Consider the following 19283-nt stretch of genomic DNA (forward strand, 5'->3'; position numbering starts at 1 on the left):
GCGTGTTTCAATTAGAGCTTTTCGACATTGGCTGTCAGTGTGCTGGCAGGTGTGTATGCAAATTGCCAGCCCGGTTTGGCGTCGAGCCCATCAAGGAAGTTTTGCAAACCTTTGTGTTTACCATTCCCCAGAGAGTAGACGGTCATCCCTGCGCTAGTCACGGGCGGGTTGCCATTTCTGATCATGGCAACATCAAGGTCAGGGCTATTGAGGTTGAACAGGTACAACTCGTTGTTTTCGGCTTTCTGGATATAGACGGTGTGACCAAACTCCCCGTCTGGCGTCGCGTGCTTGAAATTGAGCAGCCCTGACTCTGTGATGTCATCCGGATTGAACTTGGTTTTGAGGCTGCCCGGCTCGACACCCATTAACGCCAGATAGCGAGGAGAGTAGTTGGTACCGCCGTTACGATTGGTAGCCGCCACCACCGCGTCGTATACCTTGGACGGTAAATTTTTTTCCGCCTGCCCGACGCGCATCGAGGCCTCGTAGCAAATTAAATCTTGATCGCCCAGCGCCTTGTGCAGGGTTTCCCAGTTACTTTTCAGTTGTTCATGAGACAGGCTGGAGGACGCATGCTCATTAAGCGGCAATTGATAGGTTTTTTTAAACTTCGCTTCGTCAATGCTGTTGAGCGTTTTCCATTGATCGTCATGATCAAATATTTTGAATTCCAGACGTTTGGTGTCTGCACCGTGCGATCTATAGGGCGTGGGAAGACGCTTGTCATTAAAGAGCTTGGTTAGCCCGGCTTCCATGGCCTCCGATGTTTTGAAATAGGCGACACCGACATTTGGGTCGTAGAAGTAAAACTTCTTATCGGCACCGTTCACGATAACACCTGCCGCCATTGCATGGCCGGGAGTGTCGATCATTAGGGATTTAGTAACGTCTGAATTAGACAGCTCCCGGCACATCTCCTGATAGGTAACCAGTCGCGGAACTTTCTGAGCATGAAAGGCAGCTTTGGGACCTACCTGGGTCTGAAGATTTTTGATTGATTGCATGAAATCTCTGGACGCAGCCGTCTCAGCCCGTGCAGAGGCTTTGTATAGGTTGTTAATGAATACGGTGTCTTTTCCTTCCTCTATGGCGGTGGCAAACGTGCGCGCCAGGGCGGCACACTGGCCGTCGGAAAACTGTGCTGTTGAACTGAGGTAGCTGGCTTGCGGCATGGGAAACACCACACCAAATTCCGGGTCAATGTTGTCGATGAATCTGGCGGCTCCTTTGTGACCGTGCTTGAAGGCCAGGTTATCGTATTGCCTGACAAGCGCGCCTACAGTGCTGGCGGTCACGTCTTTTTTTTGCGCCTGCTTCATCAACTCCAGCGGGGTCATTTTTTTGATGTTGTTGCTGACACCTTCCGGTAAATCCGTAGCGTAATAAGCGGCTTCAAACTCAGCTTTCTTATCGCCAAATTTATAGCCTTTGACGACCTTTTCCCAATTGTCCTTGATGGCTTGTGTCTTCGGATCAAGCAGCCGTGCGCCAACGGCCCAGTCACCCAATGGGTTGTCGATGGAAGGAATAAAGTCTGTGAGCGCTGAACCAAAGGGTTGGCGCAAGACGGGATCATAGGCGTGCCAGACCCCGCCGGTAAGAACCGCCGGGCCTTTGATGATTTTGCCTTCATGCTTGAATGTTCCTACGGCGCAGGCATCAAACTTTTTAGCCGCGGCGATCAAATCATAGCGTTTGACGGAGCCGTGCAATTTTTGAATGTACTTTTTACCCGTACTGCCAATTTTATGAATTCCGCGGCCTAAACCCTGGATGAGTTGAGCAATACCGTCCAAGGGATTGAGCAAACTAATGGCCGCTCGCCCTATGATTTTAGTCAAAAACAATACTTTGGAACCGACGGCCAGACCTTTCAGCGCTTTTGCGACGACACTGGCACCTGCGGTTACAAAGCCAAGAATATCAAGGGCCAGATCACCTATACCCTCTGCGAAGTTACCGCTCGAAAAGTTTTTGATGGCTGAATACAGAGGAACAAAGTTAAGAAGAAAGTTTCGAAATTTCGCGTAGCCCGGCACTTCCGTATCAAACGTAGTAGCGCCCTTGGAGAACTCTCTTAATTTTTCCGTGACGCCAGAATACACATGATTGGTCACAAAATCAGCAATGTTGGCAACGCGCCGGCTGTTGTAAGTGTCATGGATGCCAGGCGTAGAACCTGCGCCGAGCTTGCCCAGTTCATAGGTATATTTAAGTGCACTTGGTAGTTTTGCATAGCTCTGTACAGTTATAGCGTCAGTGCCGTTTCCTGCAACAACTGCTTTGCTCTGGCGATGGCCTAATATGAATTTTTTCTCAAGGTCCATTCGCCTTGCAACATGACCTTTTTGTGGATTGATTTCATAAAACCTGACGTCCGAGCCAACCTGGCTGCGTACGACCACCGGTTTATTGTCAACGGGCTGCGCTCGATAAACGTGGTTGCTCCCGGGAACCGGGTCGTAGATAAGCTGTTCACAAAAAAATGTAAGTTTCCCATTATTTATAAATTCAAGATCATCCGCCGGCAGGCGCGAAATCAGATATTTAACGGTTGTTTTCGTGCTGGACACTAGGCTGTCAATATGTTGTTCAAGTTCCTCCTGATACGCTTTGGCAACCTCGGGAAACCCAGATGATTTGTTGAATATTTCAGGGAATTCAATGGAATATCTATTTAGTACCTTCCATTTGTTTTCGTATGTATTTTGTACTGTCCTCCCGTTTCTGACCGAAGGCGGATTGAACAGGCGATTCGATGCATGCAGGTCCAACAGGGAGTAAGGGCCAGGAAAGTCTTTATGAGGGAGGTCGAGCACTATAAACCTAGTATTAATGAAATCATAAAAAGCCGCTTTGTCTCCATGCTCTTTACGGTATTGCTCTGTGCTGGCACCGGGGATTCCAACTTTGCTCATGAGCGCGTTCAGGTCGGGGTGATTCTCAACCTGGTTGAAACCGAGCGCTTCGTAAAGTTGCTCTGCTGCGACGTTTTTTCGAAGGGGGAGCGGGGTGTTGCCAGTCTCGACAACGTGAAGGAGTTCAGTCATCTGTTTCTGAAACGCCGCCAGTACCGACTTCATTTGATCTGCGGTGTAATCGTCCGAGGGGCTGAGGGGAATCAGTTTGTTGGCGACGCCCCAGTCCATGAGCGCATTCATCTTGGCGTTCCGCTCGACCTGCTGTTGCTCCGGGGTGAGCGGGGCGATGTCCCCCTGACGCAGGATGTCTACGTACTTCATGGTGGCGGTGGCGCCCGGCGTTTGCGCTTCAATTTTCGCGACGGCGGTGCTGAACGTCAGCCACGCCTGCGAGCCATACGTCACTGTCGCAGGAATATCCTTGACCAGATACTGCGGCGCACGTTTTGCCAGCAGCAAGTGGGCAGTCGCGAGGGCCAACTCATCATTGGCATACGAGCGACCTTTTCCGTGGCTTGACGCCACGAGATGGTCTGCCATCCGCTTCACCACCGCCGAGGCGGTGAGGCCTGAGTGACCCGGCTGGGCCAGTTCAAAACCAGCTACCTTCGTTCTGCTTAAGGGTTGAGATTCTCGGGGTTCAAAGGCTTCATGGATAGCCGCCAGCACGTAATCGCCAGCGCTTGTGGCCGTCGACACGCCACGCAGGTTTTCCTGTAAGGCCTTACCCAGGTCCTGTGCTTTGGGTGATTCAAGCATCTGTTCGATAGTTTGTCGCGGATTGCGTGACGGCTGGCCTTTCGCGGGCTGATTGCCGAACAGATAGCCCACCAGAACGAAGGGGTTTGCTTCGCCTGTTTGGCGCGCGGTAATGCGATAGAGCCAATTTATATCGGTATCTGACAGTGAAACCGGCCAGTTAGTGGCGCCGCCGAGATTCCCGTACGGGGGAGCACCTGGTGTGGGGGTTTCCAGTGCGGTGACTAAAGCATTCAGTTCTTCGGCCGTGGTGGGCAACATCCAGTGTTGGTCCCTTATATATTGGCCAACGCTGATCCTGTCTTGGGTGTCTATTGAGTCGGGCTCACCGGTTGAAGGCAGGCCGAAGGTGGTATTTTCCAGGCGCTCACTCAGTGACTGCGGGTCGCCCTTGGCAAGTACTTTCAAGCGCCAGATGAGTGCGTTTCTGTCATTGATTTCGTCCACCGCGCGGTCGTGCAGCAGCAGTTCCGCGTCAGAGTGTAAATTGCCAGGGTCGAAATCGCTGAAGGCGGTGCCGTCCTCCAGCTCGGCTGCGCTCGCCCGAATTCGGTCTTTAAGCGTGCTTTGCGGTGCCTGGTCAGGCGTGTTCTTCCCGTAAAATTGTGCGATGTCCCGAGCATAGACCGTATGGCGGTAATAAGGGATATCGGAAGTTTGGCCGAATGCTTTAGCGGCCTTGATGAGAAGAGGAAACGCGGGAAAGTTGGCATTAGGAAAGTGCACGGTTTTCCCGTCAACAACGGCCACAATGCAGTTATCTTTGGGCGAAATCGTGATGCCGCGAGACATGTCGATATCATTGAATGCTACCCAGTCCTGAAAGCTGCCACTGTCTACAATCCGGGTGGTCAAGGCCCGCCACAGTCCATAGTTGGAGTCGCCAGGGATGTCTGAAAGACTACTGATACGCTGATGATAAGGGGCGATAGTGTTTTCGCCATCAACCGTTTTCAATAACAGCTTGCGGTACATATCGGCCAGTTGTTTATCAGCCTCTCGCCTGGGCGAGGAAGGCATGACCGACGCTGATCCATCTGAACGTTTCACGCGTCCACTATTAACAGCCCCGCTGCCGGTCAGGCTTCGAAGGTTCGAAGGGATCGAAAACAGCGGATTGGAGCTCGATATCATTATGGGTACTCTCGAGACATATAAGTGAACCGCCTGAACTGGACGAAGGACAACTTACTCTGTGGCGAGAGGCTGAGTTTGGATCCCTAAGTTCTGAGCCGACCTGTAACTTAAGATGTTAGTTAGCACTCAGCAAATTAAACGTTACAGTGAGTTTCGTAACACTGCGGCGTGCTCGGCGTAGCCGGTGATGAACAGCACTTTCAGCCCCGGGCGCAGCTGCCGGCCGACTGCATATCCAGCGGCTGTTGGCTTAACACTCTTAAATTGTATTCTTCGTACACGCAGGTGGAATCTTTCGACAGTACCAGACCAATAAACGGGTCAGCGACGAGCCGCGCTCATCGCCCACTCTATTGATCTGACTTAGGAAGTTTGTACATGTCTCTAACCAGCATCTCTCCAAGCGAACGCGCGCCCGATCATTTAACGACCTCGCAGTCTCCCCCTGTCGAAATTTCCGTACCGCAACCTCAGGTTATCACCCAAGCCACTGGCGACAAGCGCTTATTGGCACTTTATGCGAGCGCTATACGGCAAGCAACACAGACAAAAACGGGGAAGGAATCTATTGAAGATATTCCCAACGACTCGAGGTTTGGCGCGTGGTGGCAGCAACTGTTCAATGCAACCCACAGTCCGGTTTTTTTGGAGTGGGCGAAGTCGAAAAATATCGACACCCGCGAAGCCTTCACCATCGATCATCTAACAGACACGCTGACGGTCACTATCAACGGAAGGCGCACCCAATTACGGGGGGCGGAACAAGGCCGAGGCTGGCGTGAGGCTATCGGGCCGATCATGGCTGCCGCTAAGGGGGTGGGAAATTTTTCCTTCGACGCGCCAATTAGCGCACGGCAGGCACCGTTGCTTTTGGTGGCCCGGTTCTATGGTGAGGTATTGCTGCCTTACAGGACTGAAGAGACCTTGGCTCGGGCAACGCAGCTTGAACATAATCAGGCTTTTGATGTGTTGGGGCCTGACACTTACGTCGATGTCGGGGCTCAATCGCCCGAAATACTGGAGCAACAAAAAATCCAGCTCGGCGACAGCATTAACAGATTCACCCTGCTGCAGAAGCTCAAGGCGTTTGCCCAGTCCAGGCCTGAACTCCTCAACGCGTATCTTGAAGCACGGATGCCCTTGCATCCCGACTCGTCTTACCAGCAAGACTCCAAGCTCACCGACGTCAGCCTGGTAGGCCTGATCAGTGCCAATGGCTGGCATGTACCTGAAAACGTCGACGAACTGAATAATCTGATGAAGGCTCTGGCAGCCCCTTCGTTGCTTGCATCTGCGGACGGAAATTTTGCCGGTGCACTGGCGTGGCCAATGCCAATATCCGTCGAGGATCGGGCTAAGTTATTCCATATAATCGCTGACAATCGGCCGCCGCTGCCATGCCTGGATAGCAACGCTCGCCTCGGGACTACTGATGTAGTGGGCGCGCTTATAAAACAGCTGCCCGGTACCGTTCTTGAAGAAGGCGACGCTATTGCTACTTTGCAATCGATCCTCCAGAGCCCGCAGGTCCAGCAACTAGGCGAGGAACTCAAAAAACGAATGGGGGAGGTATTTGAAAACTCCACGCCTCGGGAAGTGCTTCTAACGGCATTGGCGATCACCTTGGACGTGAAAGGTTTGACGGATCCCAAACCCAACCATGTCGCCGGGTTCGATCTCGCTGACCCCAAGTTCCATCACCAGCCTTTATCCACCATCAAGCAAGGTCTGATTGATCATTTGGTGCAGACACACACAGTTGATCAAAGAGCCGCGCCGCTGGCGGCAATGCTTTTACTTAGCCGTGTCGCACCCGAGTTGTGTGTGCCTGACACCCCTTCAGACATCACCTATATGTCGGCTAACTGGGTCCGCCTCAAGGCCGCAGTGGATCGGATTGAAGCAACGAACCCTGGGGCAAGTTTACGTACGAGCTTTGATGAGCTCGTTGACTTTGATGCTATTGACCCCATGACGGATCACGAGCAAGAGATTCAGGCGCTCACCGCAGTGCCTGCGCTCGTTCAATGGGGCAAGGCCAATGGCACCGTTGCGCTACAAGGTGAGGTTTCGGCTGAGCAACTGGCCAACACCCAGAAAGAATTTGCTCAACAGGAACAGCAAATATTGAGTGGCGCTGCGGCATTAACGGCCTCGCCTCCAACACAACGTTCTATAGCACTGGCCGAACTCAAGGCTCATTTCGGCGACGGCATACCTTTCGAAGAGAAGAGCATCCGCAGCCATGTCGTGACCACAGACAGCTACAAGCATACCCCGGTGGTCACAAGCGACCCTACAGGCAGTTATTCATTGCTGGATCTTTACCTGGCCAAAAAGGCAGGGCTGCAGGTGGGATGGCATTCCCCCAATCCAAAAATCAGTCAACTCATCATCGCCAAAGTTGCAACATTACCGGACCCGATAACAAAGCACAGCGGGCTGTTTGACGACTATGCAAACAGCGTGTCGCAAGCGTGGAGCACGTTGACTCGCAAACTGATAAGCGATTTACCCTTGGAAGATCGAAAAAATATCGAGTGGGGAGAACTGACTGTCTATCAAAGAGGCCAGACGTCACGTACGGAAGTGTCCACTCCCCATGGATCAGTAGACTATTCCAATGGGTTCTCGTCATTTGAAGACGACAGGTCACTGATTATTGAAACGACACGAAACGGCGTAAAGAGCTACTACGAGTTTGACCCTCAACGTAAAGTATTACGCAGACGGGATGACTGGCAAGGCGCTGTCCATGAGGGGGTTGAAGGTCCGGAAGTTGAATCTTCGCAAGGTATGTATGGGAAGAAATATACAAAGAATACGATTCGCAAACTCGACGTTGTTGAAGATCATGCCATCAGCCGAGGTCGTGAAGATAAAACAGACTACCTGCCCAACTCCTTCTCCAGTGACCGTAGCCAGCATTTGGGTAAGCTGCTTGCTAAAAACATCCTCGCAATGTACGCAATGGAGGATGTAAAGGCCTCCTTGTCTGAAGTAACGACGTTTGATCAAGAGGAAGAGAAACGGACATTCATGCGCAACCTGGTACTGGGTTTTATTCCTGGAGGTTCTGCCATATGGAATTTGGCGCATGGCAATTACAAGGACGCAGCTGCAGACATTATTTTTGACGTCGTGATGTACGCTACAACCGCAGGGTTAGGCAAAGGTGCCGGTGCCGCTAAGGGTATACGAGCTGGTAAAGGCTTGCCTGCACTCCCAAAACGGTTCGCTGCATCGCTGACGGCTTCGAACTTCGGGCTCGGTCTGGAAGGCGCGTTTCGATCAACTGCATACGGAGGGAAAAAACTGATTTCCACCGGGAGGCAGTGGTTCGCAAAGCTGAGAGGATCCTCTGACGACATTAATTTACTTAAGTTGGCTAACAAGCCCGATATCGCAGTGGGTACCTATGCCCCCGCCAACGGTTCGCAGGCATCAAAAATCTCGGCTCAGTTCGATGAGGCAACGGGGAAATGGGTGCCCTATGACGTTGCGCTGAACAAAAGATATGGCAAACCGCTTGAAAACTTTACGCCTGAGACCGCAAGGTATTTTGATGGCGCTGCCGGTGTCGCTGACGATGCTGGCGGCGTCGTGAGGAGAATAAAAAAGCCCAACCATCTGGAAAGAAGCCTGGCGACGGACAATGCAATGCGTTTGGGAAGCGACATTAAGGACTTCAAGTCGCTCGGTGATGGGATTTTTACTTACGTTGACAAATATAAAGGCGTTGAAAGGCTCAATGTATGTGCACATGGTGTCAACCCGAATTTTAAGCAGTTACTCAGCGATGAGCCCATGCGCATGTTTTACAACAACAAGCACAACTCGCCCGATGAGCTTTTAGCCCTTCTTAAGGCATCTGGCATAAACCCGGAAAGCTTTAATAATGTGCGCTTATTGATGTGTCACTCGGCTAACGGCTCTGCCAATTCTTTCGGTAGTCAATTTGGGAGATTGATAAAGCGCGATGTTAAAGCCTTTCAGGGACCTGTTCGGGCTTACGTTATACCTGACACGGTTGAGAGACTTAAGGGTGATTTGAATGTGATGTACCCACAAGCCTCCGTCGCAGAAATCAATCAGAAAATTTATAATCAGCTCCAGTTTAATTTGGGTCTCGGCACCAATAAAGTGGGGCCTAAGACTTTATCGGGTTCGTCTAACGGACGGGAGATACCTTTTTTCTATCGTCCGGTAAAGTTTAAAGCTGCTTGAGAACTGATCAGTCCTTTCGTTAATGCGTAAGGACTGACTGTCTTGGGGGATTATGATGTTCTAATCATTTCCCGAACTTTCGCCGTCAACAAATCAAACGTAAATGGCTTGGTGATCAACTGCATCCCGGGATCCAGGAAGCCACCGCGCACTGCGGCGTGCTCGGCGTAGCCGGTGATGAACAGCACTTTGAGGCCCGGGCGCAGCTGCCGGCCGATTTCCGCCAGTTGCCGGCCGTTCATCCCAGGCAGCCCTACATCGCTGATCATCAAATCGATGCGCTGGCCCGACTCGATGATCGGCACTGCGCTGTGGGCATCGCCAGCCTCGACATAGGCGTAGCCCAGTTCCTTCAACACGGTACTGACCAGGACACGCACCGCCGGGTCATCCTCGACAATCAATACGGTTTCACCGCGGTTGGCGAACGGCGCCAGCGTGGGGTTGGGCGCTTCAGGGTTGATGATCTCGCCCATATAGCGTGGCAGGAACAGGCTGACGGTGGTGCCCTTGTCGACCTCGCTGTAAATGGTCACATGACCATGGGATTGACGGGCGAACCCATAGATCATCGACAAACCCAACCCGGTTCCCTGACCAATGGGCTTGGTGGTGAAGAAGGGGTCGAAGACGCGGCCCATGATATTTTCCGGGATGCCGCAGCCGGTGTCGCTGACGCTCAGTTCCACGTAGTCGCCAGGGCTCAAGGAGCCATAGGCGGCGGTAAACACGCTGTCCAGGTGGCGGTTGGTGGTTTCGACCGTGAGCCTGCCGCCACTGGGCATCGCATCGCGTGCGTTGATCACCAGGTTGAGCAGGGCGCTTTCCAGTTGGTTGGGGTCGACTTCGGCGGTCCACAGTTGATCGATCAGGCGCATGTCCAGCTTGATGCTTTCATTGATGCTGCGTTGCAGCAACTCGCCCATCGAGCTGACCAGTTCGTTGATATTGACCGGCTTGGAGTCCAGCGACTGGCGACGGGAAAAAGCCAGCAGGCGGTGCGTCAGGCCGGCGGCGCGGTTGGCGGAGGTGACGCCCAGGTCGATCAGGCTGTCCAGGTCATCCAATTTGCCCCGGGCCACGCGCCTGCGCAGCAGCTCGAGGCTGCCGATGATACCGGTGAGCATATTGTTGAAGTCGTGGGCGATACCGCCGGTCAATTGGCCGACGGCTTCCATTTTTTGCGATTGGCGCAGCGCTTCTTCGTTGCTGCGCAGCTGCGCGGTGCGCTCCTCGACCTGCTGCTCCAAGGTCTCTAATGTGCGCTGCAAACGCAGCTCGCTCTGGCTCAGGTCAACCAGGCGATCGCGTGCCTCGTACTGGCGACGCCGGCCGCGCAGCGCTGCGCTGACCAGGCTGATCAGCGTGACGGGGTGGAAGGGCCGCTCCAGGAACGTCACGTTGCCCAACAGCCCGCTCAAGTGCGATGAGCCGTTTTGTCCGCTGCCGCCATGATGGGTCATCAGCACGATGGGCAAATCCGACCAGGCGGGCTGCTCGTGCAACAGCTCCAGCAACGGCTCCAGATTGGCGCCGCGCAGCGCTTCGGCAGCAATGATCAGCAGCCCGGCACCTTGCGTCAGCATCTCGCAGAGCATTTCCAGGTTGTCGGCAATGACGCCGACGTAACCGGCCTCACCGAGCATCATCTGCGCCAGGGAACTGTCACGCCCCAATGGCGCAAGGATGATCGCGCGTTCGGAAGCAAGGGAACGGGTAGGCACTAGTCCTCGTCCTTGAGCAACGGTGATCCAGCGCCCATGTAGATCGGGATACCACGCAGCACGCCCTGGAAGTTCTCGAGTGGCTCGCCGACTGTCATGCCGGTACTGCCAATACGATATTCGCGAATAGTCGATTCATGGGAGCCGGTTCTTTTCTTGATGATGGATATCGCGCGGCGTACCTTGCCCAGCGCCTCGAAGTAACGCAGCAGGATAACGGTATCGGCAAGGTAGGTGATGTCCACCGGCGTTTGCATGTCGCCGACCAGGCCATGCTGAGCAACGGTCATGAACGTCGCCGCGCCGCGCCGGTTGAGGTACAGCAACAGTTCGTGCATGTGCAGGATCAGCGCATTTTCTTCCGGCATCGATGCCTGATAGCCGTTGATGCTGTCAATCACCACGGTTTTGATCCCGAGGTCGTCCACACAACGGCGTACCCGGTGAGAGAACTCACCGGGCGACAGCTCGGCCGCGTCTACCTGCTCGATCAACAGGTTGCCGGTGGCCTGCAGCGCTTTCAGGTCAATCCCCATGTTGTGCATGCGCTCGAACAACAAGCCCAGCTCTTCATCGAAAATGAACAGTGCGGCCTTTTCACCACGGCCTACAGCGGCGGCGGCGAAGATCATCGAGATCAAGGATTTGCCGGTACCGGCCGGGCCCAGGATCAGGCTGCTTGAACCCGTCTCGACACCGCCGCCGAGCAAGGAGTCCATTTCAGGGATGCCACTGGACAGGGTCTGGCGGTTGTAACCGCCACGATGTTCGGCCGCCACCAGGCGCGGGAACACATGTATACCGTCGCCCATGATGGTGAAGTCGTGGAAACCGCCACGGTACTTTTGCCCACGGTATTTCACCACCCGCACCCGGCGGCGTTCAGCGCCGTAGTTGGGGGTCAGTTCTTCCAGGCGGATCACCCCATGGGCCACGCTGTGCACGGTCTTGTCGAGGGATTCGGTGGTCAGGTCGTCAAGCAACAGCACCGTAGCCTCGTAGCGCACGAAGTAGTGCTTGATCGCCAGGATCTGCCGGCGGTAACGCAGTGAGCTCTGCGCCAGCAAGCGGATCTCCGACAGGCTGTCGAGCACCACGCGGGTCGGTTTGAACCGCTCCACCGCTTCAAAAATCTGCCGCGTGGCTTCGCCCAGCTCCAGGTCGGAAGAGTACAACAGGCTTTGCTGGTGCTCGGCGTTGAGCAGGCTTTCGGGTGGGGTCAGCTCGAAGATATGGATATTGTCGTCCAGGTCCCACCCATGGGACTTGGCGCCCTGGCGCAGTTCCCGCTCGGTTTCGGACAGGGTGATGTACAACGACGTCTCGCCGTTTTTCGCGCCGGCCTGCAGGAAATGCAGGGCGACGGTGGTCTTACCGGTACCCGGTTCACCTTCCAGCAGGAACAAGTGGCCGCGCGATAGCCCGCCGGAAAGAATGTCATCAAGACCTTCAATGCCGGTGGCCGCCTTTTCACTGAACAGCTCGTTGGGTATAGACAAGGAGTGCCCTCAGGTCACAAACAAATAAGAGCGCACCGCCTCGGGCGCGCCATATTCTCTTGACCGTAGCGGCCCGTGGCCGTTCAACGTTTTGTAGAAATTGCACGACGCAGGCGTGTTCTTGAGCGTCGCCGGCGCGGGGCTAAAGACCTTGCTGCAGCGCGGGATCATCCGGGTTCTGCTGCTCAAGTTGCGCGAGCAGCACCTGTACGTTTTGCAGTTGGCCGCTTTCCTTCCAGTAGTTGATCAGCAGCACCCGCGCCTTGCGGTTGGCGGGGTGGCGCTGGAGGATTTCTTCCAGTTGGCGTTGGGCGGCTTCGAGTTCCTGCTGGGCGTGCAGGGTGGTGGCGAGGTCGTAGCGGTAATCCTGATTGTCCGGTTCCAGTTCCACGGCTTTGGACAAGCCGAGCAGGGCGTAGGGCCGCTCGCCATGGTGCAACAGCCACATCCCCAACGCATGTTGCAGATAAGCCGATTCCGGGTGCGCCGCCAGTTGGCGCGCCAACAGCTGGCGCGACTCGTCGGTCTTGCCCTGTTTATCCAGCAGCTCGATCTGCGCGACCCCGGCCTGCAGGTTGTCCGGCTGCAGGCGCATGGCCTGTTCCAGGGCATGTTGGGCGTCCGGCAATTGGGCGCTGTGGATGTACAGCCGCGCCAGTTGAATCCAGCCCTCGGCGGTTTCGGGCTGGGCCTTGAGTGTTTTCACAAACTCATCCAGCACTTGCTGCAACGGCCCGAAATACAGGCCCAGGGTATCGGGTGACAGGCCCAGCAAGGCGTTGGCGGCGGCAAACCGGACGGTTTGCTCGGGATCATCCAGCACCGGGCCGAGCAACAGCGTGCGCTGGCCGGTGGGCACCAGGCCGACGATGCTATGGATGGCGGCCTCGCGGACCTGCGCTGATGCGCTGCTCAGGTCTTTATCGGCCAGTTTCAAGGCTTGGGGGCTGGGGTAGTTCGGCAGTTCGGCATGCAACGCAGCGCGACGCTCGGGCGACAGGTCCGGTCGGCCGAGTTGCTGGTACAGCACGCGGGCGGCTCCCGGTTCACCGTTGTGCGCCTGTTTCAACGCTTTGGAATAACCCTGGGCAATCGCGGGCGCAACCGCGGCCGGCGTGGAGCGGGAGAAATACCAGGTGATCAGCGCAATGGAGAGCAGGGCGCACAGGCCGATGATGGAGTAACGGCGTGACTTTGACATGCAGGCGTCCGAGAACTGGGGCAGTGAATGCAAAGCCGTCAGCTTCGGTCAGACCACCGCAGGTGTCAAACCCGCGTTATGTAGAAACCCATGGCCAAAACAGTCAGCCAGCTTGAAGGCTTTGACCATTGCCGCCGTGGCGCCCCGGAGCGAGTATTCCACCCATTCGGACCGTTCAAGGAAACCATAATGCAGATTGAAAACAAGATCTTCCTGGTCAGTGGCGGCGCTTCCGGCCTCGGCGCGTCGACCGCCCGGATGCTGATCGATGCGGGTGCCAAAGTGATGCTGGTGGACCTCAATGCCGATGCGGTGGCGGCCAAGGCCCGGGAGCTTGGCGATAACGCCCGCAGCGCCGTCGCGGATATCAGCCAGGAAGCGGCAGCCGAGGCCGCCGTACAGGCCACGGTTGCAGCGTTTGGCGGGTTGCATGGGTTGGTCAATTGCGCCGGCGTGGTGCGTGGCGAAAAAATCCTCGGCAAGGACGGCCCCCATGGGCTGGCCAGCTTCGCCCAGGTGATCAACGTCAACCTGATCGGCAGCTTCAACCTGCTGCGCCTGGCGGCGGCGGCGATTGCGCAGACCGAGGCGAATGCCGACGGCGAGCGCGGCGTGATCATCAATACCGCTTCGGTGGCGGCCTTTGACGGGCAGATCGGCCAGGCCGCCTACGCCGCGTCCAAAGGCGCGATTGCCAGCCTTACATTGCCGGCCGCGCGTGAGCTCGCGCGCTTTGGCATCCGCGTGATGACCATCGCCCCCGGCATTTTCGAAACGCCGATGATGGCCGGCATGACCCCGCAGGTACGCGAATCCCTGGCCGCCGGCGTGCCATTCCCGCCACGCCTGGGCAAACCCGACGAATACGCCGCGCTGGTGCGGCACATCATTGAAAACAGCATGCTCAATGGCGAGGTGATCCGTCTCGACGGCGCCCTGCGCATGGCGGCCAGGTAAGGAGGTTTTTCCATGACAGATCCCATCGTTATCGTCAGCGCCGTGCGTACGCCCATGGGCGGGTTCCAGGGCGACCTCAAGGGCCTGACCGCGCCGCAGCTGGGCGCCGCCGCGATTCGAGCCGCAGTCGAGCGTGCCGGTATCGCCCCGGATGCCGTGGACGAAGTGTTGTTTGGCTGCGTACTGCCCGCAGGCCTCGGCCAGGCACCTGCACGCCAGGCGGCCCTGGGTGCCGGGCTGGACAAGGCCACGCGTTGCACCACCCTCAACAAGATGTGCGGCTCTGGCATGCAGGCAGCGATCCTGGGCCACGACGCACTGATGGCCGGCAGCGTTGACGTGGTCATCGCCGGGGGCATGGAAAGCATGTCCAACGCCCCGTATCTGCTGGACCGTGCGCGCAGCGGCTACCGCATGGGCCACGGCAAGGTGCTCGACCATATGTTCCTCGACGGCCTGGAAGACGCCTACGATAAAGGCCGCCTGATGGGCACCTTTGCCGAGGACTGCGCGCTGCATAACAGTTTCAGTCGTGAGGCCCAGGACGCATTTGCCATCGCCTCGCTGACCCGCGCGCAAGAGGCCATTACCCACGGCAACTTTGCCGCAGAGATCGTTCCGTTGCAGGTCACCGTGGGCAAAGAGCAGAAGACCATCCTGCATGATGAGCAGCCGCCCAAGGCCAGACTGGACAAGATCGGCAGCCTGAAACCCGCGTTCCGCGAGGGCGGCACGGTGACTGCGGCCAACTCCAGTTCGATCTCGGACGGCGCGGCGGCCTTGTTGCTGATGCGTCAGTCCGAGGCCGAGAAACGCGGGCTCAAGCCCTTGGCAGTGATCCATGGGCATGCGGCCTTCGCCGATGAGCCGGGACTGTTCCCGGTAGCGCCAGTGGGGGCTATCCGCAAACTGATGACCCGGACCGGCTGGAATCTGGATGACGTTGACCTGTTCGAGATCAACGAAGCCTTTGCGGTGGTGAGCCTGGTGACCATGAGCAAACTGCAGATCCCCCACGCCAAGGTCAACATCCACGGCGGTGCCTGCGCCCTGGGCCATCCGATCGGCGCCTCCGGTGCGCGGATCCTGGTGACCCTGCTCTCGGCCCTGCGCCAGAACGGCCTCAAGCGTGGCGTTGCCGCCATCTGCATTGGCGGCGGTGAAGCCACGGCCATGGCCGTCGAATGCCTGTATTGAGGAACCCCGATGCTGCCCAATGACGAACAGCTGCAAATCAGCGACGCGGCCAGGCAATTCGCCCAGGAGCGCCTGAAACCCTTCGCCGCCGAATGGGATCGCGAACACCGCTTTCCCAAGGAGGCCATCGCTGAAATGGCCGAGCTGGGCTTCTTCGGGATGCTGGTGCCGGAACAGTGGGGCGGTTGCGACACCGGCTACCTGGCCTACGCCATGGCGCTGGAAGAAATCGCCGCCGGCGACGGTGCCTGCTCCACCATCATGAGCGTGCACAACTCGGTCGGCTGCGTGCCGATCCTCACGTTCGGCAACGACCGGCAGAAAGCACAGTTCCTCGAGCCCCTGGCCAGCGGCGCCATGCTCGGCGCCTTTGCCCTCACCGAACCCCAGGCCGGTTCCGACGCCAGCGGCCTGAAAACCCGCGCGCGCCTGGACGGCGACCACTACGTGCTCAACGGCTGCAAACAGTTCATTACGTCCGGGCAGAACGCCGGGGTGGTGATTGTGTTTGCCGTGACCGACCCGGCGGCCGGCAAGCGCGGGATCAGCGCGTTTATCGTGCCGACCGATTCGCCGGGCTACAGCGTGGCGCGGGTCGAAGACAAACTCGGCCAGCATGCCTCCGATACCTGCCAGATTCTGTTTGAGGACCTGAAGGTGCCCGTTGCCAACCGTCTTGGGCAGGAGGGCGAAGGCTACAGGATTGCCCTGGCCAACCTCGAAGGCGGCCGCGTGGGCATTGCTTCGCAAGCGGTGGGCATGGCCCGCGCCGCGTTTGAAGCGGCCCGCGACTATGCCCGCGAGCGCGAAAGCTTCGGCAAACCCATCATCGAACACCAGGCGGTCTCCTTCCGTCTGGCAGACATGGCCACGCAGATCGCGGTCGCCCGGCAGATGGTGCAGTACGCCGCCGCCCTGCGCGACAGCGGCAAGCCCGCGCTGGTGGAGGCCTCGATGGCCAAGCTGTTTGCGTCGGAAATGGCCGAAAAAGTCTGCTCCGCCGCCTTGCAAACACTGGGCGGTTACGGTTACCTGAACGACTTTCCCCTTGAGCGGATCTACCGCGACGTGCGGGTCTGCCAGATCTACGAAGGCACTAGCGATATCCAGCGCATGGTCATCTCACGCAATCTCTAAGGAGCCGCTACATGAGTTACGAAACCATTTTGCTCGACGTACAGGGCCGCGTCGGGCTGATCACCCTTAATCGCCCCCAAGCCTTGAACGCCCTGAACGCGCAACTGGTCAGCGAGTTGAACCACGCGCTGGACGGACTGGAAGCCAACCCCGAGATCGGCTGCATCGTGCTGACCGGTTCGAAGAAGGCTTTCGCCGCCGGTGCCGATATCAAGGAAATGGCCGAGCTGACCTACCCGCAGATCTACCTCGACGATCTGTTCAGCGACAGTGACCGTGTGGCCAACCGCCGCAAACCGATCATTGCCGCCGTCAATGGCTTCGCCCTCGGCGGCGGTTGTGAACTGGCCCTGATGTGCGACTTTATCCTGGCCGGTGACAACGCCAAGTTCGGCCAGCCCGAAATCAACCTTGGCGTATTGCCGGGCATGGGCGGCACCCAGCGCCTGACCCGCGCGGTCGGCAAGGCCAAGGCCATGGAAATGTGCCTGACCGGGCGCTTTATCGACGCGGTTGAAGCCGAGCGCTGCGGGATCGTCGCCCGAATCGTGCCGGCCGATGAGCTGCTGGAAGAAGCGCTGAAAGTTGCCATCCTGATCGCCGGCAAGTCGGTGCCGATCAGCATGATGGTCAAGGAAAGCGTGAACCGCGCGTTTGAAGTGAGCCTGTCCGAAGGCGTGCGCTTCGAGCGCAGGGTGTTCCATGCGGCGTTCGCGACGCAGGATCAGAAGGAAGGCATGGCGGCATTCGTGGCCAAGCGGGCGCCGGAGTTCAGGGACAAGTAACCCGTTCTCAAGAACTGTGGAGATCAAAATGTGGGAGCTGGCTTGCCTGCGATGCAGACGACTCGGTTCATCAGTTTCACCGAGGCGATGCCATCGCAGCATAGGTATCTACACAACTTTCGACGGTGTGTGGCGAGGGCGGCCTACGGGCCGACCGTTTTTTTGGGTTTGACCGAGTACATATCCGTTGCTGCGGTAACGGCGGCTTAGGGTTCCGCCCTTACGGCGGGTCACTTTTTGAAGAGCGCAAAAAGTAACCCAAAACGCTTCGCCCCACCACTCGGTGCCTCGCCTAGGCTCGGCATGCCCGTAATCCGACATTGATTTGGGGGGCCGCCGCCACGCGCCATCCATGGCGCGGGGCGGCTAAACCGGCGTCCTGCCGGTTTACCCCCCAAATCAATATCGAATTCCGGCCAGCGTGGTTGACGGGGCGCCTCAGATCAAGATCAAAAACAAAGCGCGGCGGCCTTAGAGCCGACCGGTATTCATGTCGAACTCGGTTCAAAATGTGGGAGATTGGTCAACTGAAAGTTGTGTAGATACCCATGGCCATCGCAGGCAAGCCAGCTCCCACATGTCAGTTATAGCTGGTAATTTTTCAACTCCCGCGCAATCACCATCCGCTGAATCTCACTGGTGCCCTCGTAAATCTGCGTAATCCGGGCATCCCGGTAATAACGTTCCACCGGGTAGTCCTCCAGGTACCCATACCCACCGTGAATCTGCATGGCTGACGAGCAGACCTTTTCGGCCATTTCCGAGGCAAACAGCTTGGCCTGGGACGCTTCCGACAGGCACGGCTTGCCCGCGCTGCGCAGGCGGGCCGCATGCAGGATCAACAAGCGCGCGGCGTTGAGCTGGGTTTGCATGTCGGCCAGCAGGTTGGCCACGCTCTGGTGCTCGATGATCGCTTGCTTGAACTGCACGCGGTCACGCGCATAGGCCAAGGCGGCCTCGAATGCAGCACGGGCAATGCCCAGCGCCTGGGCGGCGATGCCGATGCGACCGCCTTCCAGGTTGGACAGGGCGATGGCCAGGCCTTTGCCGCGCTCACCCAACAGGTTCGCTTCGGGGACGCTGCACTGGTTCAGGGTGACCGCGCAGGTGTCGGAGGCACGGATGCCCATCTTGTGTTCGGTGCGATCCACCACGAAGCCTGGTGTATCAGTCGGGACGAGAAACGCCGAAAGGCCTTTTTTGCCCAGCTCAGGGTCGGTCACGGCGAACACGATGGCGAGCTTGGCGCGCTTGCCATTGCTGACAAACTGCTTGGCGCCGTTGATCACCCACTGCCCGTCGCGCAGTTCGGCGCGGGTGCGCAGGTTGTGCGCCTCAGAACCGGCCTGGGGTTCGGTCAGGCAGAAGCATCCGATGGCCTGGCCGCTGGCGAGATCGGCCAGCCAGGTTTGCTTCTGTGCGTCTGTGCCGTAGTTGAGGATTGGCCCGCAACCCACTGAATTATGGATACTCATCAGCGCGCCAGTGGCACCGTCTCCGGCGGAGATCTCTTCGACGGCGAGGGCATACGCGACGTAATCGACATAGGTGCCGCCCCATTCTTCCGGCACCACCATGCCCAGCAGGCCGAGCTCACCCATTTTCGCCACCAGGGCGTCGTCGATCCAGCCGGCTTTCTCCCAAGCCTGGGCGTGGGGGGCAATTTCACCGCGGGCAAAGTCGCGCGCCATGTCGCGAATCATCACTTGTTCTTCTGTATATTCAATATCTTGCAT

General features: G+C 57.3%; 10 protein-coding genes. 5 read left to right on the plus strand and 5 right to left on the minus strand.

The annotated features are described in order from the left end of the window. Nucleotides 1-11 precede the first annotated feature (11 nt). On the minus strand, nt 12-4733 hold the full coding sequence (locus H0Z09_RS07740; RefSeq protein ID WP_186689333.1) for a hypothetical protein: 4722 nt from the start codon (nt 4731-4733) through the stop codon (nt 12-14). A gap of 465 nt (nt 4734-5198) precedes the next feature. Here H0Z09_RS07740 and H0Z09_RS07745 point away from each other — a divergent pair, with 465 nt between their 5' ends. Beyond that, complete coding sequence (locus tag H0Z09_RS07745) at nt 5199-9047, plus strand: hypothetical protein (protein WP_186689336.1); 3849 nt, start codon at nt 5199-5201, stop codon at nt 9045-9047. Between the two features lie 50 nt (nt 9048-9097). Here H0Z09_RS07745 and H0Z09_RS07750 read toward each other — a convergent pair whose 3' ends face one another. The 3 genes from H0Z09_RS07750 to H0Z09_RS07760 form a co-directional block, all read right to left on the minus strand. Then, on the minus strand, nt 9098-10771 hold the full coding sequence (locus tag H0Z09_RS07750; protein WP_346656786.1) for an ATP-binding protein: 1674 nt from the start codon (nt 10769-10771) through the stop codon (nt 9098-9100). Beyond that, complete coding sequence (locus tag H0Z09_RS07755; protein WP_186689338.1) at nt 10771-12270, minus strand: ATPase domain-containing protein; 1500 nt, start codon at nt 12268-12270, stop codon at nt 10771-10773. The genes H0Z09_RS07750 and H0Z09_RS07755 overlap by 1 nt, the downstream gene beginning before the upstream one ends. A 142-nt stretch (nt 12271-12412) precedes the next feature. Then, nucleotides 12413-13471 (minus strand): tetratricopeptide repeat protein, encoded by a 1059-nt coding sequence (locus H0Z09_RS07760; protein WP_186689340.1) that lies wholly within the window; start codon nt 13469-13471, stop codon nt 12413-12415. A 189-nt stretch (nt 13472-13660) separates the two neighbouring features. Here H0Z09_RS07760 and H0Z09_RS07765 point away from each other — a divergent pair, with 189 nt between their 5' ends. The 4 genes from H0Z09_RS07765 to H0Z09_RS07780 are packed head-to-tail and all read left to right on the plus strand — an operon-like array spanning nt 13661 to nt 17547. After that, nucleotides 13661-14428 carry an SDR family NAD(P)-dependent oxidoreductase gene (locus H0Z09_RS07765; RefSeq protein WP_186689343.1) on the plus strand — a complete coding sequence of 256 codons (768 nt, stop codon included), beginning with the start codon at nt 13661-13663 and terminating at the stop codon, nt 14426-14428. A 12-nt stretch (nt 14429-14440) separates the two neighbouring features. Continuing rightward, on the plus strand, nt 14441-15625 hold the full coding sequence (locus H0Z09_RS07770) for an acetyl-CoA C-acyltransferase (RefSeq protein ID WP_186689345.1): 1185 nt from the start codon (nt 14441-14443) through the stop codon (nt 15623-15625). Nucleotides 15626-15634: 9 nt separating this feature from the next. After that, nucleotides 15635-16762: an acyl-CoA dehydrogenase gene (locus tag H0Z09_RS07775; RefSeq protein ID WP_186689347.1), complete on the plus strand. Its 1128-nt coding sequence runs from the start codon at nt 15635-15637 to the stop codon at nt 16760-16762. Between the two features lie 11 nt (nt 16763-16773). Continuing rightward, the gene (locus H0Z09_RS07780) at nt 16774-17547 is read left to right on the plus strand and encodes an enoyl-CoA hydratase (RefSeq protein WP_186689349.1); all 774 of its coding nucleotides are present in this window, start codon (nt 16774-16776) and stop codon (nt 17545-17547) included. Nucleotides 17548-18131: 584 nt separating this feature from the next. Here the strand turns inward: H0Z09_RS07780 and H0Z09_RS07785 are convergent. After that, a complete protein-coding gene (locus H0Z09_RS07785; RefSeq protein WP_186689351.1) occupies nt 18132-19283 on the minus strand; it encodes an acyl-CoA dehydrogenase family protein in 1152 nt (383 codons plus the stop codon).

Origin of the sequence: Pseudomonas sp. SWRI18, assembly GCF_014268345.1 — a bacterium.
GTDB lineage: Bacteria > Pseudomonadota > Gammaproteobacteria > Pseudomonadales > Pseudomonadaceae > Aquipseudomonas > Aquipseudomonas cedrina.